The organism is Pseudarthrobacter xylosi (assembly GCF_055412765.1).
In genome coordinates, this window is record NZ_JBVAYT010000001.1 from 598,302 (window position 1) to 621,623 (window position 23,322).

General features: G+C 65.4%; 20 protein-coding genes and 2 pseudogenes. 8 read left to right on the forward strand and 14 right to left on the reverse strand.

Annotated elements, in window-relative coordinates:
- Positions 1-137 precede the first annotated feature (137 nt).
- Positions 138-1,316, reverse strand: coding sequence for a response regulator (locus ACZY1F_RS02800; RefSeq protein ID WP_463940140.1), 1,179 nt, complete (start codon positions 1,314-1,316; stop codon positions 138-140).
- A 200-nt stretch (positions 1,317-1,516) separates the two neighbouring features.
- Here ACZY1F_RS02800 and ACZY1F_RS02805 point away from each other — a divergent pair, with 200 nt between their 5' ends.
- Positions 1,517-1,840, forward strand: coding sequence for a hypothetical protein (locus tag ACZY1F_RS02805; protein WP_463940141.1), 324 nt, complete (start codon positions 1,517-1,519; stop codon positions 1,838-1,840).
- Positions 1,841-1,921: 81 nt separating this feature from the next.
- Here the strand turns inward: ACZY1F_RS02805 and ACZY1F_RS02810 are convergent, their stop codons facing one another.
- The gene (locus tag ACZY1F_RS02810) at positions 1,922-2,995 is read right to left on the reverse strand and encodes an LLM class flavin-dependent oxidoreductase (RefSeq protein ID WP_463940142.1); all 1,074 of its coding nucleotides are present in this window, start codon (positions 2,993-2,995) and stop codon (positions 1,922-1,924) included.
- Positions 2,996-3,091: 96 nt separating this feature from the next.
- Here ACZY1F_RS02810 and ACZY1F_RS02815 point away from each other — a divergent pair, with 96 nt between their 5' ends.
- The gene (locus tag ACZY1F_RS02815) at positions 3,092-3,685 is read left to right on the forward strand and encodes a CGNR zinc finger domain-containing protein (RefSeq protein ID WP_463940143.1); all 594 of its coding nucleotides are present in this window, start codon (positions 3,092-3,094) and stop codon (positions 3,683-3,685) included.
- On the opposite strand, the gene ACZY1F_RS02820 is transcribed toward ACZY1F_RS02815, so the two are convergent.
- Positions 3,663-4,631 (reverse strand): GlxA family transcriptional regulator, encoded by a 969-nt coding sequence (locus ACZY1F_RS02820; protein ID WP_463940144.1) that lies wholly within the window; start codon positions 4,629-4,631, stop codon positions 3,663-3,665. The genes ACZY1F_RS02815 and ACZY1F_RS02820 overlap by 23 nt on opposite strands.
- A gap of 137 nt (positions 4,632-4,768) precedes the next feature.
- On the opposite strand from ACZY1F_RS02820, the gene ACZY1F_RS02825 reads away from it, so the two are divergent.
- Positions 4,769-5,407, forward strand: coding sequence for an isochorismatase family protein (locus tag ACZY1F_RS02825; RefSeq protein ID WP_463940145.1), 639 nt, complete (start codon positions 4,769-4,771; stop codon positions 5,405-5,407).
- 63 nt (positions 5,408-5,470) lie between these two features.
- Here ACZY1F_RS02825 and arfA read toward each other — a convergent pair whose 3' ends face one another.
- From arfA to ACZY1F_RS02850, 5 genes are all read right to left on the reverse strand, one after another.
- On the reverse strand, positions 5,471-7,009 hold the full coding sequence (arfA, locus tag ACZY1F_RS02830) for an arabinosylfuranosidase ArfA (RefSeq protein WP_463940146.1): 1,539 nt from the start codon (positions 7,007-7,009) through the stop codon (positions 5,471-5,473).
- A 60-nt stretch (positions 7,010-7,069) separates the two neighbouring features.
- Positions 7,070-7,966 (reverse strand): carbohydrate ABC transporter permease, encoded by an 897-nt coding sequence (locus ACZY1F_RS02835; RefSeq protein WP_463940147.1) that lies wholly within the window; start codon positions 7,964-7,966, stop codon positions 7,070-7,072.
- Between the two features lie 2 nt (positions 7,967-7,968).
- Positions 7,969-8,925 carry a carbohydrate ABC transporter permease gene (locus ACZY1F_RS02840; protein WP_463940148.1) on the reverse strand — a complete coding sequence of 319 codons (957 nt, stop codon included), beginning with the start codon at positions 8,923-8,925 and terminating at the stop codon, positions 7,969-7,971.
- Between the two features lie 27 nt (positions 8,926-8,952).
- Positions 8,953-10,284, reverse strand: a complete 1,332-nt coding sequence (locus ACZY1F_RS02845; protein ID WP_463940149.1) for an extracellular solute-binding protein — start codon at positions 10,282-10,284, stop codon at positions 8,953-8,955.
- Positions 10,285-10,467: 183 nt separating this feature from the next.
- Positions 10,468-11,469 carry a LacI family DNA-binding transcriptional regulator gene (locus ACZY1F_RS02850; protein WP_463940150.1) on the reverse strand — a complete coding sequence of 334 codons (1,002 nt, stop codon included), beginning with the start codon at positions 11,467-11,469 and terminating at the stop codon, positions 10,468-10,470.
- Between the two features lie 174 nt (positions 11,470-11,643).
- Here ACZY1F_RS02850 and ACZY1F_RS02855 point away from each other — a divergent pair, with 174 nt between their 5' ends.
- Positions 11,644-12,900: a D-arabinono-1,4-lactone oxidase gene (locus ACZY1F_RS02855; protein ID WP_463940151.1), complete on the forward strand. Its 1,257-nt coding sequence runs from the start codon at positions 11,644-11,646 to the stop codon at positions 12,898-12,900.
- 194 nt (positions 12,901-13,094) lie between these two features.
- Here ACZY1F_RS02855 and ACZY1F_RS02860 read toward each other — a convergent pair whose 3' ends face one another.
- The 6 genes from ACZY1F_RS02860 to ACZY1F_RS02885 all read right to left on the reverse strand — a co-directional run bounded on the left by ACZY1F_RS02860 (position 13,095) and on the right by ACZY1F_RS02885 (position 21,001).
- Positions 13,095-14,114 carry an agmatine deiminase family protein gene (locus tag ACZY1F_RS02860; protein WP_463940152.1) on the reverse strand — a complete coding sequence of 340 codons (1,020 nt, stop codon included), beginning with the start codon at positions 14,112-14,114 and terminating at the stop codon, positions 13,095-13,097.
- The gene (locus tag ACZY1F_RS02865; protein WP_463940153.1) at positions 14,111-15,100 is read right to left on the reverse strand and encodes a nitrilase-related carbon-nitrogen hydrolase; all 990 of its coding nucleotides are present in this window, start codon (positions 15,098-15,100) and stop codon (positions 14,111-14,113) included. The genes ACZY1F_RS02860 and ACZY1F_RS02865 overlap by 4 nt, the downstream gene beginning before the upstream one ends.
- 99 nt (positions 15,101-15,199) lie before the next feature.
- Positions 15,200-15,811, reverse strand: coding sequence for a TetR/AcrR family transcriptional regulator (locus tag ACZY1F_RS02870; RefSeq protein WP_463940154.1), 612 nt, complete (start codon positions 15,809-15,811; stop codon positions 15,200-15,202).
- Complete coding sequence (locus tag ACZY1F_RS02875) at positions 15,804-17,318, reverse strand: purine-cytosine permease family protein (RefSeq protein ID WP_463940155.1); 1,515 nt, start codon at positions 17,316-17,318, stop codon at positions 15,804-15,806. Before ACZY1F_RS02875 ends, ACZY1F_RS02870 begins: the two co-directional genes overlap by 8 nt.
- 257 nt (positions 17,319-17,575) lie before the next feature.
- Positions 17,576-19,579 (reverse strand): vWA domain-containing protein, encoded by a 2,004-nt coding sequence (locus tag ACZY1F_RS02880; protein ID WP_463940156.1) that lies wholly within the window; start codon positions 19,577-19,579, stop codon positions 17,576-17,578.
- A 33-nt stretch (positions 19,580-19,612) separates the two neighbouring features.
- Entirely contained in the window at positions 19,613-21,001 is a 1,389-nt protein-coding gene (locus ACZY1F_RS02885; RefSeq protein ID WP_463940157.1) for a sigma 54-interacting transcriptional regulator, read from the reverse strand.
- Between the two features lie 90 nt (positions 21,002-21,091).
- On the opposite strand from ACZY1F_RS02885, the gene ACZY1F_RS02890 reads away from it, so the two are divergent.
- The 4 genes and pseudogenes from ACZY1F_RS02890 to ACZY1F_RS02905 form a co-directional block, all read left to right on the forward strand.
- Complete coding sequence (locus ACZY1F_RS02890; RefSeq protein WP_463940158.1) at positions 21,092-21,775, forward strand: MSMEG_4193 family putative phosphomutase; 684 nt, start codon at positions 21,092-21,094, stop codon at positions 21,773-21,775.
- Positions 21,776-21,788: 13 nt separating this feature from the next.
- On the forward strand, positions 21,789-22,490 hold the full coding sequence (locus ACZY1F_RS02895) for an SCO1664 family protein (RefSeq protein ID WP_463940390.1): 702 nt from the start codon (positions 21,789-21,791) through the stop codon (positions 22,488-22,490).
- A 59-nt stretch (positions 22,491-22,549) separates the two neighbouring features.
- Positions 22,550-23,051, forward strand: a pseudogene (locus ACZY1F_RS02900) (nucleoside deaminase).
- A gap of 94 nt (positions 23,052-23,145) precedes the next feature.
- Positions 23,146-23,304: pseudogene (locus tag ACZY1F_RS02905) on the forward strand (IS630 family transposase); the annotation flags it as partial.
- Positions 23,305-23,322: the final 18 nt, after the last annotated feature.

Sequence of the window (23,322 nt, forward strand, 5' to 3'; positions counted from 1 at the left end):
GGCCGGTTAGGGGTGCCGGGCAAAAGGGGGCGTAAAAAGACTGCTGGTTCGGGGAAAACGGTGAAGGACCTCACGGTTGCTGGAGGGTGAACTGGGAGGGACCAATGCCCGTGCCGTGGCGGCACGGCCAGCCTGCGTTAAGGCGCCCCGAGGTAAACGCTGACGGTGGTCCCGCCGCTGGGGCTGGACGAGATTTCCAGCCGTCCCCCGTGGGCGGCAGCGATCCTGGCACACGTGGCCAGGCCCAGCCCCGTGCCGGCAGGATCGCCTTCCCGGTGCAGGCGGACCAGCGGTTCAACCACCCGGCGCCGGTCCCCCGCGCCGATTCCCTTGCCGTTGTCCTCCACCCGCACCACAACGACGCCGGCTCCGGTTTCCTGCCCGGTGACGCTGATGACCGGGGGAACGTCCGGCCGGCGGTAAGCCACCGCGTTCTGGATCAAGTTCTGCAGCGCTACCCGCATCTGGCTTTCGTCAGCGTCGAAATCAAAGTCCTCGCACTGCACCACGGCGCCGGCTTCCCGCAGGCCCAGGCTCAGGTCATCGGCGACTTCCTTCACCAGGCCCGCCAGCGACAGCCGGGACCTGGACAGCGAACCGCCGATGGACGCGAACGCAAGCAACTCCTCCACCATGGACAGCATCCTCCGCGCACTGCTGCCCACGATTTCCAGGTACTCCGCAGCCTCCCCTGTCTGGCCCGATTCTGCGTCCGTGGCACCCAGCTCGACATAACCCAGGATGGAGGTCAGCGGATTGCGCAGGTCATGGCTGACCCGGCCGGTGAATTCAGCGAGCCGTTCGTTGCTGTCCTTGGCTTCATCCAGGGCGTCGGCCAGGGCACCATGGAGTGCCGTGACCCGCCGGGCAGCCAGCAGGCAGGTATGCAGGACGAAGGGGTCCAACGGCTTGGTCACGTAGTCGTCCGCCCCGGCCCGCATACCTTCGAGCACGTCCTCTTGGGCGCCGTGCGAGGTCAGCAGCACCACGTACGTATAGGAGGTTGTTTCGGCGGCCCTAATGGCCCGGCACAGGTCAAAGCCGTCGAGCCCAGGCATCATCAGGTCGGTGACAACCACCTGGGGACGCCGCTCCAGGTAAAGCTGCCACGCCGTGTCGCCGTCCGCGGCCACGATGCACTTATGCCCGGATTTCTCGACGGCGGCTTTCGCCACGAGCAGGGACCCCTCGTCGTCGTCGACAACCAGCACCGTCATGGCGGCCCCGGAGTTGCCCAGCGGTCCGGAAATCTTCGCGGCGTCCACGTCGGGGAGGTCCAGCCCGCCCGGCGCACTCCACTTCGAATCAACAGTCATGAGGCCCCCAGGCCATTTATCGTCACGAAGCCAGCCCACAATCGGTCCGCTGGACCTATCGTCCCACGGACCAAGCTGGCCTGGATCAAACCACCATCCGCCGTGGGACGCGAGGATGGCGCTCCAATTGCAGGGAGACCGTACGGATCAGCAGGCATAAGCTGATAACAGCACGTCTCTTCCAGCGCCGGGAGGTCATCATGGACACTGAAACCGCCGAAGTGATCGGTCATGATGTCACCACCATCACCTGCGTGTGCGGCAACACCGTCAGCCAGGACGGGCTGATTCAAGCCAACTCAGACGGCGTCCCCGTCCACAGCGGGGAGAACACCCCGGTCCCCGCGGAGCTGGCGGAATGGCCCGCGGATGAGGATCTCCACACCCTGTGTCCCGCATGCGGCCGCGTGTACCGTGATTCGGTCATCGAAGAGACAGGGACCGCGCCCGTCGCTTTCCGGGTCGACGTCAGAGCCGGCCGCATTGCGGATGCAATCCGGGTCCACTGGGAGATCAGCACCTGAGGGTCCGCGGTGCCCCCGTAAGAGAAAACGTCGTGAGCGGACGACGGCGGGAACCTCCCGCCGTCGTCCGCTTACCTTTTGTCAGGCGTTTCTTAGGGCGAGGTCGTAGTGATCTGCCATCAGCTCTACTGTGCGTGCCTGGGTACGGCGCGAATGACCTTGGACAACCAGCATCACCTCGTCGAAACCCGTTTGGGCATGAAGCTCCTCCAACCCAGCGGCCACCTCGGCCGCCGTTCCATGAAGGGCACGGTCGGTGTATTCCTCAAGGATCTGACGCTCGTGGAAGTTGGCCGCGAAGGCTTCCACTTCTTCAGGGGAAAAGATCGAGAAGGGCTTGCGCTGGAACATCCTTAGCATTCCCATGGCCGTGGTGGCCGACTGGCGCCGCGCCTCGACGGGATCTTCATCAGCAACCGCACCCACGCTGACCAGGCTGTACGGCTCGTCCAGGAACTCCGAGGGGCGGAATTGCTCCCGATAGATCCGCAGGGCATTCAGGACGTCGGCACTGCCAAACTGCAGGGCGAAGGCATAAGGCCGGCCAAGCCGGGCGGCCAGCTGGGCCGAGTAGAGCGAGGATCCCAGAATCCAGATGTCAGCCCCGGGCCCGGCCTGCGGGACCCTGTTCTGCTCCGCCTGCCAAGGACCCGGTACGGCGGGTACGTCCCGGTAGGGGTGGCCCTGCGGGAAGTTGTTCCCCATGAATCCAAGCAGTTCCGCGATCTGCTCGGGAAATTCGTCGTTCGCCGTGTGATGACGGCGCAGCGCCGCCGCGGTGGCTCCGTCGGTGCCGGGAGCCCGCCCCAGGCCGAGATCGATCCGCCCCGGAGCGAGCGCGTGGAGCATACCGAACTGCTCAGCGACGGCCAGGGGCGCATGGTTGGGCAGCATGATTCCGCCCGCGCCGAGCCTGATGTGCTCGGTCTCGCCGATGAGCCGCGCCACCATGAGCTGCGGCGACGGGATCGAGGCGCCGGGCATCGCGTGGTGCTCGGACATCCAGAACCGGTGGTATCTGCGCTGGTCGGCCAAACGCGCAAGCGATATGACCTCGTCGAGGGCTTCCTGAGCCGAAGAGCCGACGCCGGTCAGCGCATTGTCGAGCACCGACAGGACAAAGGGGGCAGTGCCGGAAGGGCATGGACGATTCATGAATTACCTCACTTATCACGGCATAGGGATATTTTTAACGTGATAGAACACAGTAAGAGGTTCTCACGGCAAAAAGCAACTGATACCGTGAGAGGTATGACAGAGGTCCCGCTTCCCCCCGCCCCTGGAACCGCCGAGCATCTGTGCCTGGCTTTGGCCAACAGCGTCGTCACGCTCGCAGCCGGGCAACGGGCCGATGAGCTGGACAGCCCGGACAGCGCCACCGCATGGCTCATTGCGCATGAACTCGCGCCGAAAGGCACGGGTTTGCTGGCCTACTGCCAGCTTCAGCTCACGGACCTGAGAGGGTACGTCCGGGAGGTGCTGATGTCGCACACCCAAGGCGTCGCTCCTGATCCTGGGGCCCTGGACAGACTCAACCGGGCCATGACCGCGGTTCCTAGCGCGGCGCTGTTGCGATACGACGCACATGAAGGGCTGAGCCGGGTTGCGAGCCATCCGGTGACGCAGCTCGTCGATCACGCGATGGCGCAGATTGCGGAGGACGCAGCTGCGTTACTGACGGGACCGGACGCGCATCGCGTCGCGCGCTGCGCGTCCTCACCGTGCGACCGGTTCATGGTCCGAACCCACGCCAGGAGGCAGTGGTGCTCTACACGTTGCGGCGCCAGGCAGCGGGCCAACCGCGCCTACGCCCGCAAACAGGTCAGCGCGACGGTTCCCGGTTGAGTCGGGCGTCGAAGTGGCGCCTGTATTCCGTGGGGGTGGTGGCAAAGGCTGTTGCGAAGTTTTGTCGGAGGGTCACAGCGCTGCCGAAGCCGCAATCAGCCGCAACCTGATCAACGGACAGGTCGGTGGTTTCGAGTAGCCGACGGGCAGCGTCGAGTCGCCGGGTGCGAATCCAGGCCGACGGCGTCGTCCCTGTTGATGCCCGGAACGCGCGGACAAAGGTTCGACGGCTCATGTGCGCCTGGGTGGCGAGGCGATCGATGCTGAGGGGCTCACCCAGGCGGCCCAGAACCCACTCGAGCAAGCGCGCCATCGGGTCATCCAAGGAGCGCCGCGGGGGCACAGGATGTTCGATGTACTGGGCCTGTCCGCCCTCCCGGTGCGGGGCGATGACGAGACTGCGCGCCACTTTGTTCGCAGCGTCTGCCCCGAGGCGCGACCGCACAAGATGCAGGCACGCATCCAGTGCTGAAGCCGTGCCGGCCGACGTCAAAACGTCACCGTGATCGATGTAGAGCACCGTTTGATCGAGGAAAACATCAGGGTGCCGGACAGCGAGGGACTCGAAGGCTTGCCAGTGTGTGACTGCACTGCGCCCCGAAAGCAAACCGGCATCGGCTACGGGGATAGCGCCGAGACAAAGCCCGAGGATTGCCGCACCGCGCTGGTGTGCGTCCTGAAGCACCCGGCGCAGCGAATCGTTGGGAGCGCGGCCGTCGCCGAACCATGAGGGCACCACCACGACGTCCGCTTCTTCTGCGGCTTGAGGGCCCTGGATCCCGCCGAGCTGATAACCCTCCGTTGTGCAGACCTGCCCCGCCTGGTCGGAGAAAAGAATGGTCTTCCATTCGGCGAGGCCCTGACGCCTGACTTCGTCGAAAACCATCTGCGGAACCGCGAGGTGGAACATTGTCACGTCGTCGAAGGCGTACACCGCGATCCGCATTTGCGTCCTCTCCACCACTTTGGCCTGATCCCATCGTATATGGGCATTCGGGCCACTGGTGGCCGTTGTCTGGAGAGCGAAGGATGGAGTGGCAGCCAACAGGCGGCCAGTAAACCACTAGTTTGGAGCCCTAGAACATGAGCACCCCTCGTCGCGCACTCATCCTCATCGACGTCCAGCAGCAGTACTTCAGCGGACCTCTCGAGATCCAGTATCCACCGCACCAGGAGTCCCTACCCATGATCGCCCGAGCTGTCGACGCTGCCACGGCCGCCGGGATCCCGATTGCGGCAATGCAACACAGTGCAGGTGAAGGTGCCCCGGTCTTTGCACCTGGTACAGCTGAATTCGAACTTCACCCCGACATCGAACGCCGCAGAACCGATGCATGGAAGGGAGTCGTGAAGCAGTACGGCTCCGTCTACGCAGGCACTGACCTCACAGATTGGCTGCGCCAGCAAAACATCGACACCGTCACCCTTGTCGGCTATATGACAAACAACTGCGTCCTGGCCTCTGCCGTCGAAGCGGAGTTTCTTGGCTTCAACACTGAAGTTCTCTCAGATGCCACGGGGGCAATCAACCTCGCCAACGACGCGGGCTTCGCGGACGCAAAGACAGTGCACACAACCTTGCTCGCCCTTTTGAATTCAAACTGGGCCGCCGTCAGCACTACTGATGCCTGGGCCGATGCCCTCCAAGCCCAGCAGGCTCTGAAGAAGAGTGATCTTGGCAGCTCCGCGATGGCCGGGACTGCGCGCATGACGCTGGCATAACCCCGCTAAGAGCGGACGACGGCGGGAACCTCCCGCCGTCGCCCGCTCAGTAGTGGTGCGGTGTCAGTTCTTGACGACCTCCAGCTCAATGACAGCCCAGGACAGCGCCGGCAGCGTCAGGCGCAGTTCGGAGCCGCTCGCCTTCGCGCCTTCCAGCGGCTTGAGCCCCACCTGGTTCGGATTGCTTTGGGTGTTGGCCGTGAAGCGGTCCCCGCCTTCCGGAATTTCCAGGACCTCGGCACGGATCACCCGGCGGGCGTCGAACCCGCGCAGGGCGACCTCGACGTCGGCGGCTTCCTCCAGGCCGCGGTTCGCGAAGAACAGTGCCACGCGACCCGTTTCCTCGTTCCATGTTGCACTGACGTCCACCAGGTCTGTGCCGCCGAAGCGGACATTTTCGTACTTGTCCGAGTCCACGGACAGGCGCAGGATCTGGCCCTTGGCCAGCTCTGCCATGCGGGCGAACGGGTGGAAGATGGTCTGCTTCCACGCCGGCCCGTTCTCCTCTGAAAGGATGGGCGCGATGACGTTGACCAGCTGCGCCTGGTTGGCGATCTTGACGCGGTCGCCGTGGCGGAGCAGCGAGTTCAGCAGGGTTCCCACCACCACGGCGTCTGTCACGTTGTACTTGTCCTCGATGACCCGGGGGTGCTCGCGCCAGCCCGCCTTGACGACGTTGTGCGGCTGGTCCTCAGTGTCCAGGCCGCGCTGGTACCAGACGTTCCACTCGTCGAAGGACAGGTTGATGTGCTTCTTGTGTTTACCCTTGGCACGCACGGCATCGGCGGTGGCGATGACGGACTCGATGAAGTAGTCAGTGTCCACTGCGCTGGCGAGGAAGCTGCCGACGTCGCCCTCGTTTTCCTGGTAGTAGGCGTGGAGGGAGACGTAGTCCACCTCGTCGTAGGTGTGCGTCAGGACCGTCTGCTCCCAGTCGCCGAACGTCGGCATGTTGGAGCTGGAGCTTCCGCAGGCCACCAGTTCGATGTCCGGGTCCACGAAGCGCATGGCCTTGGCGGCTTCCTGGGCCAGGCGGCCGTATTCCTCGGCCGTCTTGTGCCCGATCTGCCAGGGACCGTCCATCTCGTTGCCCAGGCACCAGAGCTTGATGTTGAACGGATCCTTGTGGCCGTTCTTGGCGCGGAGGTCGGACCAGTAGGTGCCGCCCGGGTGGTTGGCGTACTCCACGATCTCGCGGGCTGCGTCCACTCCCCTGGTGCCCAGGTTGATGGCCTCCATGATTTCCGTGCCGGCCTGGCGGGACCAGTCCACGAATTCGTGCAGGCCGAACGCGTTGGTTTCCACGGTGTGCCAGGCGCCGTCCAGCCGGCGGGGACGGTTCTCCCGCGGGCCGATGCCGTCTTCCCAGTTGTAGCCGGAGACGAAGTTGCCGCCGGGGTACCGGATGACGGTGGCTCCGAGCTCTTTGACGAGCTTGAGCACGTCCTGGCGGAAGCCGTTCTCGTCGGCCTCCGGGTGGCCCGGCTCGTAGATGCCGGTGTAGACGCAGCGGCCCATGTGCTCCACGAAGGAGCCGAACAGGCGGCGGGGGACTTCGCCGATGGTGAAGTCGCGGTCGAGGGTGATCCGTGCGCGGGACATGTGCGGTATCTCCTTGGTTGTGGTTCAGGTCTTTTGGTGAGTGGTAAGTAAGGTGCCGGATCAGGTTCCGGCGAGTCCCGTCGTCGCGACGCCCTTGATGATCTGGCGCTGGAAGAACAGGAAGACGAGGATCAGGGGCAGCGCCGCGAGGAGCGCGGAGGCCATGTTCTGCGCGTACTGGATGCCGTACGCGCTCTTGATGGTCTGCAGCCCCACCGGGAGGGTGAGGAGCGCGCCGTCGTTCGTGGCAATGAACGGCCAGAGGAAGTTGTTCCAGGCGCCAATGAACACGAAGATCGCGACGGCGGCCAGGATGGGCCGGGACAACGGCAGGATGATCTGGGTAAAGATCCGCAAGCGGCTGGCACCGTCCATCACCGCGGCTTCCTCGAGTTCGCGGGGAATCTGGTCGAAGAACTTCTTGAGCACAAACACCATGGCTGGGTGGATGACCTGTGGCAGGATGATGGCCCACGAGGTGTCGATCAGGTGCAATGCCAGCATTTGGTAGAAGAGCGGGATGATGAGGACCGGCGGCGGGATGATGATCGAGGCAATGATCACCGTCATCAGCACCTTCTTGCCCTTGAAGTCGATCCGGGACAGGGCGTAGGCCACCAGCGCCGAGATCACCAGCGTGATCGCCGTGATGGCCGCCGACGTGTAGAACGAGTTCCAGGTCCAGAGCGGGATGTTGCCGTCCTGGAACACCTTGACGAACGCGTCAGCGGTAAAGCCCGACGGCGGCATCCAGCTGACCTTGGGAGAGGCGGCATCCGTCTCGGTCTTGAATGCGGTGGCCGTGGCCCAGGCAAACGGAATCAGCCACAGCACGGCGATGAACGCCGCAACAACGAGCGCGGCGATCTTGCCCGCGGTCATCTTCTTGCGCGGGCGGCGGAGCCCCGCGCTGGTGCTGGTGCGTGCGGTGGGACGGGTGAGGGTAGGGGTTGCCATGGTTATGCACTCCTGCGGCGGGTGGTGACGAACTGCATGACCGAAATGAGCACGATCAGTCCGAAGAAAATGTAGGAGATGGCTGCGGAGTACCCCAGCCGGTAGCCGGTGAAGCCGGTTTCAAAGATGTACTGCACCACCGGGCGGGTTGATCCTCCGGGCCCGCCGGCGGTCATCTGGTACACCTGATCGAAGATCTTCAGGGATGCGAGGATCTGGAGGAGCACGATCATCACCGTGGTGGGGGTCAGCTGCGGCAGGGTAATCGAGAAGAACTGCCGCCAGGCTCCGGCGCCGTCCAAAGACGCTGCTTCGTAATGCTGTGCGGGGATGTTCTGCATCGCGGCCAGGTACAGCAGGAAATTGAACCCCACCGTCCACCACAGCGTGGCGATGACGATCGCCCACATGGCCACGTTGGGATCGTTGAGCCAGGCGACTTTGGGGAGGCCCATCGTGGCGAGGAAATCATTGAACAGGCCAAGCTGCGGGTTGTACATCCACATGAAGAACAGCGAAACCACTGTGGAGGCCAGCAGGTACGGGGCAAAGTAGGAAAGCCGCCACAGCCACTGGGCAGGCAACCCCACGTTCAGCAGGGCCGCCATCACCAGGGCCACGAGGACCAGGGGGACGGTGCTGATGACGGTGAAGTAGAGCGTGTTTCCCAGGGAGCGCCACATGTCAGAATCGGCCAGTGCCTCGGCGTAGTTCGCGAAGCCGATCAGGCTGTCATTGGCGCCGGTCAGGGATTTGCCCGTCAGGCTCATGTAGAAGCCGTAGAGAATGGGCCACACCAGGAAGACCAGGAAGAAGACCAGGAACGGGGCGGCGAATCCCCAGCCGCTCAGGTTGCTCCTGGTGCGGCTCTGTGAGGGTCGGCGCCTTGGTTGGGGTTGGATCCCTGGGGCGGTGTCCGGCTGGCCGGTGCTGCGCCGGGACGCTAGTGAAGAACTCATGAAGGACTCCTTTGTCGCTCGGTGCGCTTAGACCGGGTTGGGCCGGGAAAGAAGGGTGTTGGTGCGGTGCTCAAAGGCGTCCCAGCCTGCGGCCGCCTTATCGCGGCCCAGGAACACGTTCTGGACGTTCTCCGCAAAGTAGGTCTGCCAGTCCGAGCCCGAGCCGCTGAACCAGGCCTCGGGATCGTAGGCGATGATGTCCGCCGCGTTGGCGTAGTGGATCTGCGGCGTGAGGTCGCGGTATGCCTGCGACTGGACCACGGGCTGGTACGCCGGAATGTGCCCGGCTTCGGCCCAGGAGATAGATCCTTTGAGGACATCGCTCACAAACTTGTAGACGTCCCGCCGTTTCGCGTCATCCACATTCAGCTGCCGCGGCAGGACGAACGAGTGCGAGTCGGCGTAGGATGCCGGCGTTCCGTACAGCGTGGGAATGGTGGCGGCGTCCACCGGAAGTCCGGCTTTCTTGAGCGTGGGCAGTTCCCACACCCCGCTAAACAGCATTCCCGAGTCACCACGGGCGAACTCCGCGATGCCCGTGCTGATGTCGCCGGCCTTGGCAGCGATGGTGTCGTCAAAGAGCGACGCCATAAATTCCAAGGACTCAATCGCGGCGTCGCGGTCCACTTTCATCGGCTGGCCCGGGATCAGTTCCATGTCCGCACCATGCTGCTTGTAGAGCGTGTAGAAGAGCCGCCACATCTGGGAGCCGCTGCCGAGGTAACCGAAGGACAGGCCATGGGCCTTAGTGACCTTCTGCATTTCCCTGGCCATGGCCAGGAACTCCTGCGGCGAAGCTACTTCCTGCAGCTGCCCGTTGGCGCCGAGGACGCCGGCTTTGTTGGCGATGTCCGTGTTGTAGAACATTACGAACGGGTGCGAATCCAGGGCGATGGAGAACACCTTGCCGTTCTGCTGGCTCTTCTCCCAGATGCGTGGCGCAAAGTTGTCCGCGGTGACGCCGTGCTCGGCCAGCAGGTCCAGGTCCCAGGGGTCGATGAGCCCGCCGGGGGCGTAGCCGGGAACCCGGCTGGCATGCATGATCGCTACTTCCGGTGGCCGGCCGCCGGCCGATGCCATGGCCAGTTTGGTGTAGTAAGGCGGGCCCCAGGCCAGAACCGTGGGATGCACCTTGAACCCGGGGTTGGCCTGGTTGGCGCTGTTGATCATTGCCTGCATCTTGATGCCGTCACCGCCTGACAGCAGGTGCCAGAACCCGATGTCCCGCAGGCCAGAGGCCTGGGCGGTTCCGCCGCAGCCCGTCAGGCCGCCTGCTACCAGGACGCTGCCTAAGGCTGCCGCTCCTGTCAATAACTGCCGTCGGGACACTTGCTTCCCTAAAAATTCAAACTGCTTCACCCGTCACTCCTTTGGATGGGTCCGCGGAAAGGTCACTTCTTGTTGCTCAAAACTCCGGTTCCGGTGCGTCCCCGTTCCCGGGCTTATGCCTTCAGGAGGTGACGCACGCCTCACATTACATCGATGTAATGGACAGGGCAAGAGAAAATTGTTAGCGCCAACAATTGGTGCGTCGCTCTCGTTTCAGGTGCGGCTGCTGTCCCGCTCCACGATGGTGTAGTCCACGGAAACCACACGCTGCTCGTGGCCCCTGTCGGCCATCCGCTCGGTGAGCAGGCGCAGGGCTTCGCTGGCAATGGCGCGCTTGTCGAAGGAGACCGTGGTCAACGACGGCACCGCATAGCGGCCGTCGGCGATGTCGTCAAAGCCCGCCACCGCAATGTCTTCCGGGATGCGCAGGCCCCTCTTCCACAGCACACTCAGGGCGCCGATGGCCATGGAATCCGTGAAGCAGAACAGAGCCTCGGGAAGGGGGTTGGAGTCCAGGTAGGCAGTGAGCGCATCGGCAGCAGACTGCGGCGTCCACTTTTCGCAGGGAATCTGCAGTGACTCGTCCCGTTCCATGCCAAGGATCTCCAACGCCTCTTCATAGCCCTGGGTTCGCTGTATGGCTGCAGCCGATCCCCTGCCTTGGGTGGTTCCCAACACGGCGATCCGCCGGCGCCCGGGCTTCGCCAGGGCCAGAGTCATGTCGCGGGCGGCAGCGGCGCTATCGACGAAGACGCGGTCGGCAAGGCTTTGCGCAACCTCCCCGAGCAGGACCACGGGCGGAAGGGCAACGCCCACCCGGACGGCGCTCTCGTCCAGCACCACAGGGTTGAGGATCAGTCCGTCGATGAGGTTGGAGCGGGCGCGAACCATAAGTTCGTGCTCGCGCTGGGGATCAGAGCCGGTTTCCTCGATCTGTACGATCCAGCCCTGCTCGTGCGCCACGTCCACAATGTGGTGGGCAATTTCTGCCGAGTACGGCGTACCAAGATCGGGCAAGGCCAGCGCAATCACACCGGACCTCCCGTTGCGCAGTCCGCGGGCGGAGAGGTTGGGCACGTAATCCAGCTCGAGAATGGCCTGCTCCACCTTGGTCCTGGTGGCGCCACTGACCGGAACGATGCCGTTCATGACGTTCGAGACAGTCTTGGGTGAAACGCCGGCACGACGCGCGACGTCCTTGACGGTTGCGCGCACTGCTCCCCTTTCAAAGCCTTCTGGGCCAAAACATGGCAGCGGCTGCCGCTGCGGATGACCTGCTGACGATGTTACCGCCCTCCCCGGCGGGAGGCGGCCGAAGCGTCTTGACAGGGAAATTGTTAGCGCTCACAGTTGGTGGAGCGAACGTACCTTCACCCGAAAGCCGAGCACATGAAGAACTGGGCAGGAAATCTCAACTACTCATCAGCGGACGTTGTGCGCCCGGAGTCGGTGGCTGAGCTCGCCCAGGTGGTGGCGCGTTCCGGCCAGGTCAAGGCCTTGGGATCGCGGCATTCTTTCAACCGCATCGGGGACACCGACGGCGTGCACGTTCTGCTGGATGCGCTGCCACAGCACATCGACCTGGACTCGGAACGGAAGAGCGTCCGCGTCAGCGGCGGAGTGAGCTACGGTGCCCTGTGCCGCACGCTGCAGCAGGCCGGGCTGGCCATCCACAATCTGGCGTCGCTGCCCCATATTTCCGTGGCAGGGGCCGTCCAGACGGGCACCCATGGATCCGGCGTCAACAACCCCTCCCTGGCCGGAGCCGTGGAGGCCATTGATCTGGTTCGGCCCTCCGGCGAGCAGGTATCCCTGTCCCGCGCGGACGGCGAGGAGTTCCTGGGCAGCGTGGTGGGCCTGGGCGCCCTGGGCATCGTCACCGGCCTCCGGCTTGCCGTCCGGCCGAGCTTCAGCATGCGACAGCGCGTGCTGGAAAACCTGCCGTGGGAACGGGCGCTGGCGGATTTCACGCAGCTTGTGTCCAGCGCCTACAGCGTGAGTCTTTTCACCGATTACGCGGGCGATACCATCAGCCAGGTCTGGCTCAAGGCGCTGGACTCGGAGCCTCCCCTCGGCGAATTGTTCGGCGCCATGGCAGCCGCCGGCCCGCGGCATCCGCTGCCGGGGATGTCGGCCGAGAACTGCACAGGCCAGATGGATGAGCCGGGGCCATGGCTGGACCGGCTACCGCACTTCCGCCACGAGTTCACGCCCAGCAACGGTGATGAACTGCAAAGCGAATTCATCCTGCCGCTGGAGCAGGCACCTGCTGCGATCCAGGCAGTGCGGACCCTGGCTCCTGAGCTGGCGCCGCTGCTGTTTGTCTCCGAAATCAGGACCGGCGCCGCAGACGAATTCTGGCTCAGCCCCTTCTACCGGCAGCAGAGCGTTGCCCTGCACTTCACTTGGAAGCCGCTACAGCCGGAGGTGGAAGCCGTACTTCCGCAGCTCGAAGACCTGCTGCGGCCGTTCGGAGCCAGGCCGCACTGGGGCAAGCTTTTCACTCCCGGCAGTCACGACTGGGAATCCCTCTACCCCCGCCTTGCGGACTTCCGCTCGCTGGCAGCGGCGCACGATCCGGAGGGCAAATTCCGCAACGGGCTGCTGGACAGCGTCCTCGGCGTGCCGGCGGTGAGCTCGCGGTAGGTGGTTGGCGAGTAAGGGGAGACGTTGCGGCACCGCCAGCTGGTCGCTGCCACGGCTTAGGCGCTCCCGCACACACCACCAGTCCTCAAACGGACGACGGCGGGACACCCCGCAGGCGTCCGGCCGCGAGCTGGGATCCCCAGTTGGCCACAATGTTGGTGATCGTGGGGCCGGGGGCGCCGGCGTTGAAGCGGTCAGACGGCCGGCTGATGCTGGGTAATGCAATGGATGCCGCCGCCCCTGGCGAAGATGGCGCGCGCATCGACCGTCACCACTTCCCGGCCCGGATACGCCTGCTCCAGGATCCGGCGGGCTCCGGCGTCCGCGGGGTCGTCGAAACTGCAGGCGATGACGCCTCCGTTCACCACCAGATGGTTGATGTAGCTGTAGTCGACCCAGTCGAGCTCGTCGCGCAGCCTGTCCGGGGCAGGTACCTCCACGATTTCCCAGACACGGCCCTGCGCGTCCCGGGTCCCGGCGAGCATCGCGATGATATCGGCGGTGATCTGGAAGTCCGGGTGTGATGGGTTGCGCTGGGAGTGGACCAGCAGCACACCGGGCGACGGGATAGCGGCCACGATGTCCACGTGTCCGCGGGTTCCGAGTTCCTGCGAATCACGGGTCAGCCCACGTGGCAGCCAGATGACATGCGTGGCGCCGATAGTGCGGGCCAGCTCGGCTTCGACGTCAGCCTTGGTCAGGTGCGGGTTCCGGAACTTATCCAGCTGCACCGTCTCGGTGACGAGCACGGTGCCCAGACCGTCCACCTGGATCCCGCCGCCCTCATTGACCAGCGGGCTGTCCAGCAGCTCCGCACCGGCCTTCCTCACAACTTCCGCACCGACCCCGGAATCCTTGCCCCAGCTGGCCCATTCCTGCTGCCCCCAGCCGTTGAAGACCCAGTCCACCCCGCCCAGCCGGCCGTCGTCGCCGGTCACGAATGTGGGCCCGATGTCCCGCATCCAGGCATCGTCGAGGGGCGCTTCCACCAGGTCAATGCCAGCCGAAAGATAAGTCCGCGCGGCAGTCATGTCCGGCGGGTCCACGACCATCGTGACAGGCTCGAAATCCGCCACAGCATGCGCCACCACTGCCCACGCCGTGCGGGCCTCATGGGTTTCCTCCGCGGTGTGCCCTATCGAGGATCGCTCCGGCGGAAATGCCATCCAGACCCTTTCCTGGGGTGCCGTTTCGCTCGGCATCATCCAGGTCATGGCTGGTCCGCGGTCTGCTGCGCGGATACCGCCCCGTACGGACGGTCGAAATCGACGTCCCGGGTGAGCTCGGCATAGGTGTCGGGGCGGCGCGTGGTTAGGAACGGGAACAGGTCCAGCCAGTCCTTGCGCTGGTCCAGGTCAAGGTCGGCCACCAGGACGGCTTCCCGGTCCCGCGGCGCTTGGACCAGGACGCGGCCGTAGGGATCGGAAATGAATGAGGAACCGTAGAAGTTGATGTCGCCTTCGTCGCCCGTCCGGTTGGGGACCACCATGAACGTGCCGTTCGTGATGCCGTGGCCTGTGATCACGTGCTGCCACAGCGGTTGGTGGTCGAACTCCGGAAAGGTCGGCTCCGAGCCGATGGCCGTGGGGTAGACCAGGATTTCCGCGCCGGCCAGCGAATACAGCCGGGCGACCTCCGGGAACCATTCGTCCCAGCAGGTGGGGAGTCCGACGGCGGCCCCGTCCAGTTCCGCGGGGCGGTGCACGGGGTAGGCGTCGACTGCCGGCCCGCCACGGAAGTACGTGTCCTCGTAGTAGCCGGCACTGACGGGAATGTGGGTCTTGCGCGTGCGTGCCAGCAGCTCCCCCTGGGGCGAGACGAGGATGGCGGTGTTGAAGCCCAGCCCGTCGTTTCCGTCTGAGCGCTCGTAGAGCGAGGCGTGGACGGTGACGCAGTGCTTCCGGGCCGCATTGGCGGCGAACTCGAAGGTGGAGCCGCTGAGCAGGTCCTCGGCATTCCGGGCCGGGTTACTGCCGGCCCGGACGTTGGCAGGATATTTGGACAGCGTAAGTTCCGGCAGGAACACGGCCCTGGCTCCGGCGTCGGCGGCTTTGCCGATGGCCCCGGTCAGCACCGACCTGAGCTCGGCGGCGTTTTCGCGCCAGCGGTGCTGGACCAGGGCCACTCGGAGCGGCCGGCGGGTGCTTTCCTGGCTCCGGGCGAAAGAGGCGGGCGGTTCGGTGTTGGCGATGATGTCCAAGATGGTGCTTCCTAACGGGACCCTAGGGGTCCTTGCATAATCGCGGGATTCCGCTGGAATCGCGTCGTTTGATATGTGGTTGAGAGTTGGGTCGGTGGTTCATTTGCCCAGACCCTGTCCGGATGGTTCCTGCAGGGTCGTGGGGCGTGCTGTGGTGAGTGAGTCGATGGCCGTCGCCAACAGGGAACGCGCGTGGTCTGTGGTGATGAAACCGTTGAGCCAGCGGCCGGAGATCCCTTCCACCAAACTGGTGAGGATCTCCGCAATGACTGCGGCCTCGTCCTCGCTGGTGCCTTCGCTGGCGGTGACGATGGCCTGGGCGATCTCGCGGTTCCATTCCGCCGTTGTCCGGGAAAGCGGTTCCGCCAGCTCCTGTTCGAAGATGGAGCACGCCCGGAGCTCGTTCCAGGCCACCGAATTCCGGCGGACATCAGCGTCGTCCTTGATTTCGTCAAGGAGCAGGTGCCTGAAGTGCCGGGCGCGGTCTTCCGCGTCAGGGGATGAGGGGGCGTCGTCGTCCTTGCTGACCTGCTTGTTGATGTATTCAAGCGTTGCGGCAAGCAGGCCGGCCCGGTCGGTGAAGTGGTAGTACAGGAGGCCCGGCGAAACACCGGCTTCTGCAGCCACATCGTTGACCCGCATTCCCCGGACGCCGTTCCTGGCGATGCAGGTGGTGGCGGCGGTGAGGATCTTGGCTAGTTTGTCAGTCATGGTTTGACAGTAATACGTGCTCACCTTCCTCCCGTGCGGACTCCCTCGTTGCGGCGGGTTCGGGCCAGAACCGCAAGGCCAGCAGATAGCCTGCCGCTCCGATGATCGTGGACCCGATGAAACTGAGATCGATTCCCCCGGCGAGCTGCGAGAACGGCCCGGTGTACAGGGACGTGTCCGTCGCGAGCAGGCCGAAGACTGAACCGATGGCCCAGGGAATTACCGCGCGCAGGTTCCAGCCGTTGCTGAACCAGTAGCGTCCGCGCGGTCCGCTGGCCCGGAAGAGCTGGAGGTCGGCGGCGTGGTACTTGCCGCGGCGGGCGATCAGGAATCCCAGAACGTTGATGGCAACCCAGGGTCCGGCGACGCCGTTGAGGACCAGTGTCATGGCCGTAATGGAGTCCACCGCGTTGAAGACGAAGACACCGACGTAGAGAAGACCGACTGCGATCACCGAGGTGATGAGGGTGGTGTGGATCCGCCGGAGCCTCGGGAAGAGGGCTTCGAGGTCCAGTCCGCTGGCGTAGAGGTTGAGCACGCCTTGGCCGAGTCCGCCTGCCAACGCGATGATGAGGATGGGCAGCAGATACCAGGCCGGGGATGATTTCACGAGATCGGCGACGTACGAGCCGCCAAGCTCCGGCAACGCCGAGGCCGTGAAGGCGCCGAAAAGGGCAGTGACGAAGAGCCCGAGGAAGACGCCGAGGCATGCCGAGGTCACCACCGAACGGTCCGAGTGCCTGGTCCGCGAGATGCGCCGGCTGTAGTCGCCCAGTGTGGGTGCATAGGAGAGGGGGCCGCCGACGGAAACGACGGCCGAGAGGATCCACGTGGGCCAGAAGTCGCCCAGGAGGTAGTCGGCATGGACTGTTGTGGGGCTGAACGTCGGTGCGAAGGCGACGACGCCGATAAGGAGCAGAACGCCGACGACGGGTGCGACCCACTTCTGCATCGCCACCACGGTGCCGTGGCCGAAGAGCGCCACGAGAACAATTTCCACGGAGATTACGGCGTAGCCGATGGCGAGGGTGACGCCGTCGACGGGTATCCCGAGCAGCCGTTCGGCGGCCGCAACCAGCGCGTCGCCCGAAGTCCAGACCGCGATGGCGGCGTAGGCAAGAGCGAACACCAGGGTCAGGGCGGAACCGATCAAGCGCCCGCGGGTGCCGAAGTGTGCGGCGCTGGAAACGGTGTTGTTGGTGCCGGTCCGTGGCCCCAGGAGGGCCATCGGGGCGATCAGGGCTGTACCAACGAGGAGACCGGTGAGGCTGGCCGTGGCGGCGCCGACGAAGTCCAGGCCGAAGGTGATGGGAAGCCAGCCGAAAACGATGACCGAGAAGGCGAAGTTGCCGCCGAAGAACACGGTGAACAGGTTCCGGGGGCGGGAGGTGCGTTGTTCGTCGGGAATGAACTCAATGCCGGCCGACTCAATGCGGCCGAAGCGGTCCTTGTGCGCGGATGCGGCACCGACGGAATCCGCGTCTTTGCGGAAGCGCGTGCTGATCATGGCAAGCCTTTCGTGAGCTACATCACGTTGATGTATTGCATCAACCATAAGCCTGACTGAATTTTCAGTCAATAGCTAATCTACAACACGCATCTCCGCCACCATGCAGCACCGGACGGGTCGGAGCGGCCGGCGTTCGGCTGGGCAGCCGAAACCTGCTGGCGACTGGCGGAACCGGGGTGGGGCCTTGCCGTGGTGCGCGGACGACGGCGGGAGGCCCCCGCCGTCGTCCGCGGGAGCTAGTGCCGAACAGCCTTCTATTTGACCCAGTCCGTCTCGCCGTAGGGGCGGCCGCGGAAGTGGGCGCGGAGGTACTCCCCCACCACGGCAGCGCCCAGGTCCCCGACGTCAGGCGCCACCATGCGGCCGCCGACCCGGCGCACCATGCGCTGGACGAACCGTTCCAGGCCGGGGTCATCGCCCAGCCGGAAGAAGGTGACCTGTGTGCCGGCACGCCCCAGGCGGTCCAGTTCGGCCACGGTAATCCGGATGGTCTCCGGGTCCGGCGGATAGTCGAACCAGGTCCCACCGTCGGCCAGCAGGTGCGCGGTGGGTTCGCCGTCGGTCACCACCAGGAGGACCGGCTGCATGGACGGGTGCTTGCGGAAGAACCGGCCGGCCACCAGTAGGCCGTGGTGCAGATTGGTTCCCTTGGTCTGGAAGGGCGGCAAGGCGGTGAGCTCGCCGATGTCCGTGGTCTGCGCGTAGCGGCCGAACGTGATCAGCTGCAGCCGGTCGCCGCGGAAGCGCGTTGAAATGAGGTGGTGCAGGGCGAGCGCGGTGCGTTTCATGGGCACCCAGCGCCCTTGGGCGGCCATCGAGAAGGACACGTCCACGAGCAGGACCACGGCGGCCTGTGTGCGCGCCTCCGTTTCCGCCACCTCGATGTCATCCGCGGCGAGGCGCAGTCCGCGGCCCGGGTCGCCGCCGTCGGCAATGGTCCGGCGGATCGCGTTGGTGATGGTCCGCGTGACGTCCCACGGCTCGGCGTCGCCGAACTCCCACGGGCGGCTGGAGCCGGTCTGGTCCCCGGCCGCCCCGGCAACTCGTGTCTCCCGGCGCCCCTGCCGGCTGGAAAGCTGCCTGGCGGTGTCCCGCAGCAGCGCCCTCCCGAGCCGCCGCATGGACTGCGGCGACAACCGGAGATCCCCGTCGGCCCCGCGTTGGAGGAATCCGCCGTCGTGCATTGCCCGCTCGATCTCCGCAAGGGTGCGGGCCGTCACGGCGGCATCCTGCCCGAGCTGGCGGGCCAGGGCGTCCAGGTCCAGGTCGTCCAAGCTGGACCCGTTGTAGGACTGGGAGAGCTGTTCGGACAGCTCGTCCAGCTCGGCGATGTCCTGCAGCACGCCGGTGCCGTCGCCAAGGCCAAGCCCTTCCTCACCCTCAAAGCGTTCGGAGCCGGTCCAGTCCTCGCCGGGCCGCAGGGCACGCAGGGTGTCGTCGAGCTGGCCGAGCTGGGCCATGAGCTCGGGCGAGCCGAACGCCTGGGCGGACAGGCTCATCAGCTCCTCCCGCTGCTCCGGCGACATGGATTGCAGTAACCGCTGGGCTGCGGCCGCCCGCTGGGCGAGGGCGTCGATCAGCTCCTCCACCGATTGCGGATTCTCGGGAAAGAACTGGCCGTGCTTGGCCATAAAGTTCTGGAAGTCCGCGTCGGTGTCCTCGCCCCGCCGGTGCTTGTCGAGCAGCCCGTTGAGGTCCTGCAGCATCTCGTTGACGGCCGCTCGGTCCTCATCCGTAGCGTTCTCGAGGGCCTGCTTCATGCCGGCGAACCGCTGGTCCAGGACCTCGCGGCCCAGCAGGTCCTTGATCCGCTCGTAGGCCTCCCGCGCCGTGCTCGACTGCCAGTCATACGAGGCAAGGTCGTTGACCGCCGCGGCCGTGGACCGTGGCAGGTTCTGCAGCTGCATCTCCCGGAAGGCGCGGTCAGTGTTGTCCATCATGGCGTCGCGCGCCAGCTGTTTGCGCTCCTCCAGCACCGCGGTTTCCAACAGCTTCTGGACTTCGTTGAGTGTGCCGTCCAGCTTGTGCCGGTCCAGCAGGTCCTTGCGCCGCTGCTGGACGCGGCCGGCGAGGTCGTCGAGGCCTTCCCGGCTGCGGCCGCCGCGCCGCAGGTACTCCTGCAGGGCGTGCCGCGGCGAGTAGCCGGCCATCACGTCCTCGGCGACGGCGTCGAGCGCCTCCACCAGGTCCACAGGCGGAGCGAGCGGGTCAGGTCCGCCCCTGTACCGGCTGTACCTGGACCGGTTATGAACGCTCATGGGCCCTCCTCTGCCGGCTGCTGAGCGGCTTCGTCAGCCGTAAATCGTCGCCTCGTCGTCGGACTCTTTGGCGATCCGCCGGGCGAGGTAGAGGCCTTCCAAAGCGAGTTCGACGGCGGCGGCTCGCTGCCCGTCGTTCGTCGCACCCAGGCGCTCACTGATTTCGTCGTAGAGGCCGGAGCCGTTGAGGTTCGGGAGGTTTTCCAGGAACTCCCGCGCGGTGACCAGTTCCCCGGTGGTCACCGTAGTGTGGCCGTCGAGCGCGGCCACCAGCTGTCCCATGTCGATCCCATGGAAGTGCGCCCGCACGGCTTCGGCGGTGGCCATGCGCAGGAGGTGGTCAAGGATTTCCTGTTCACGCCCTTCCTCACCGGACTCGAACTCGATCTTGCCGCCAAGGACTTCCACGGCCGCGTCCAGGTCGATGATCCGGGCCACGGCCTCGTCCTCGCCGCGCACACTGGCCCTGCGGAGGGCCGCCGCGGCGACCGTTTCGGCGCCCGCGATAGCGAACCGCGCGGACACCCCTGAGGTCTGGTTGATCGCCGGGGACTGCCGCAGCGCCCGGGTGTAGCGGGCCAGGATCTCGAGGATGACGGGCGGGACGCCCGCCACCAGGTGCCCCTCCTGCCGGATGACGGCCACCTCGTCGTCGAGCTCCAACGGATAGTGAGTGCGGATCTCGGCGCCGAAGCGGTCCCGCAGCGGCGTGATGATCCGGCCGCGGTTCGTGTAATCCTCGGGGTTGGCGGACGCGACCACCAGGACATCCAGCGGCAGCCGCAGCACGTAGCCGCGGATCTGGATGTCGCGTTCCTCCATCACGTTCAGCATCGAGACCTGGATTCGCTCGGCGAGGTCTGGCAGCTCGTTGATGGCGATGATGCCGCGGTTGGAGCGCGGGACCAGGCCGTAGTGGATGGTTTCCGGATCGCCCAGGCGGCGGCCCTCGGCCACCCGCATCGGGTCGACGTCACCAATCAGGTCCGCGACGGAGGTGTCCGGCGTCGCGAGCTTTTCGACGTACCGTTCGGAGCGGTGGCGCCACGCCACCCGCAGCCGGTCCCCCTCGGTGAGGGCGCGGGCACGGGAGTGTTCCGTTATGGGTTCGTACGGGTGTTCGTTGAGTTCCGAGTCCTCGATCACCGGCGACCACTCGTCCAGCAGCCCCGCCAGGGTGCGCAGCAGCCGGGTCTTGCCCTGCCCCCGTTCGCCGAGCAGGACCACGTCGTGCCCGGCAAGCAGCGCCCGCTCAAGCTGGGGAAGGACGGTCCGGCTGAAACCGAACATCCCGGGCCAGGGGTCACGGCCGGCGGCGAGCGCGGCGAGCAGGTTGTCGCGGATTTCGCGGCGCAGGTCCTTGTGCACGTGGCCGGAGGCACGCAGTTCACCAACAGTGAAGATTTCGGGGCGATCACTCACTCCTCTACGGTAGACCTCTACCGGGCCGGGAACGAGGGATTTGTTCAGATTCCCTGCTCACGGGGCGCTGTGCCGCATACGCTGGTGCTGATGACTGCAGCCATGCCGCCGGAATCACCGGCACCTACATCGGGGTCGCCGTCGGGTCCGCCGGGAACCCTGATGCTTCTGGTGCGCCATGGAGTGACGCCGACGACGGGCAGGGTTCTGCCCGGACGCGCGCCGGGGTTGAATCTGTCCGACGGCGGCCGGGCCCAAGCTGAACGGGTCGCGGAGCGCCTCGCGGACTTGTCTGTCGACGCCATCTACTCCTCGCCGCTGGAGCGCGCCCGCGAGACGGCGGAGCCGACGGCGGCCCGCACTGGACGGGAAGTGAAGTACGACGACGGCCTGCTCGAATGCGATTTCGGCGACTGGACCGGGGCTGCTCTGGCGGACGTGGCCGCCCTGCCCGAGTGGCAGGCCGTGCAGCACAGCCCCTCGACCTTCCGTTTCCCGAACGGCGAGAGCTTCACGGAAATGCAGGCGCGGATCGTCGGATCGCTGGAGGCACTGCGCACAGCCCATGTTGGGGGCGTGGTGGTGTGCTTCTCCCACGCCGATCCCATCAAGGCCGCCGTGGCCCACGCCCTGGGCACGCCCCTGGACCTCTTCCAGCGGATCGTCATCAGCCCGGGCTCGGTGTCAGTCATCTCGTTTGTGGACGGTCAGGCGCCCGCCGTACTCATGGTGAATTCGACGTCGGAACCGCTGAGCGGGCTGAGGGGGCAGTGAGTTGGGGCAGCCGGTGTCCGGCCGTGAGCTGACCCTGCTCACCGAGGGCAGCGTCGAGCTGGTGGGACGCATTCCGCGCAGCAGCAACGAGACGTTCCTCGTCCAGGTCGCCGGCGCGGAGGAAACCGCGTACGCGGTCTACAAGCCGGAGGCCGGGGAAAAGCCGCTGTCCGATTTCGAGCCCGGGCTCTACCGTCGGGAACGCGCGGCCTACCTGCTCAGCGAATCGCTGGAGTGGGGGCTCGTGCCGCCGACGGTGATCCGCGAGGAGGCTCCGTTGGGGGTCGGCTCACTGCAGTGGTTCATCGAGTGCGATTTCCGGGACCATTACTTCACGCTGTTCGCGGAAGCACCGGAGACGCACTTTGAGCTGGCCCGTATCGCACTGTTCGACTACGTTACGAACAACACCGACCGCAAGAGCGGGCACGTGCTGCGCGGCGAAGACGGCCGGGTGTGGGGCATCGATCACGGGCTGTGCTTCTCGGCCAGCTTCAAGCTGCGCACCGTGATTTGGGACTTCGCCGGCGAACCCATCCCGGACGCCCTGCTTGAGGACATCGCTCCACTCGCAGAGGCCTCGCCTCCAGACGTGGCTGAGCTCCTCGACGGCGAAGAGGTCGCGGCCCTGGAGCACCGGGTAAAGCGCCTGCTCAGCACACAGGTGCTGCCGGTTGACCGCACGGGCATGCGGTACCCGTGGCCGCTCGTTTAGGTCGCACCCGGGTTTCGAGCCCCAACCCCAACCCCAACCCCTCATACGACAATGACCGCATGACCCACGAACCTCAACTGCCCGCCGCCATACCGGCGCCACAAGCGGCCCCTGACCCCACTTTCGAAGCCGCTTATCAAGCCGCCCAAAAGAGCGCCAACGAAGGCGGCATTCCCATCGGGGCAGCACTCGCCCGTGACGGTGTGGTCATCGCGAGCGGACACAACGAACGAGTGCAAAAACGGCGATCCGATAGCGCACGGGGAAATGTCCGCACTTCGCGCAGCCGGCCGGCAGAAGAGTTACCGGGACACCACGCTCTACACCACGCTGGCCCCCTGTGCCATGTGCACCGGAACCATTATCCAGTTCAACATCCCCGGCGTGGTGGTGGGTGAAGCGCGCACGTTTGGCGGCGAGTTCGAGCTTTTACGATCACGTGGTGTTGAGGTGGTGGTCCTGGATGATCAGCGGTGCGTGGACATGATGCGAACGCTCCAGGAAAACAACCCGGACTTGTGGGCGGAGGACATCGCAGAGGACATCGCCGAGCAGGACTAGTGCGTGCCACTAGACCAGGGTCTGGGGCGCGATTGGTGAGTTGAAGGGGGCAGGTGGACTGGCGAGTGCCTGATGCTCACCGCGAGGTGCAACGGGCCTCGCACATCTGGGTGAGGTGCGTCCGGGGCAGGGCCGCAAGCCGGTTGTTCCCCAATCGACGATTGACGAGATCGTTGATCTGACAAGTAATTCCAAGCCTGAAGGCCAAACGCATTGGTCCGTGCGAACCATGGCGGCGAAGGTCGGAGCGAACCCCGGCCCTGGCAGCTTC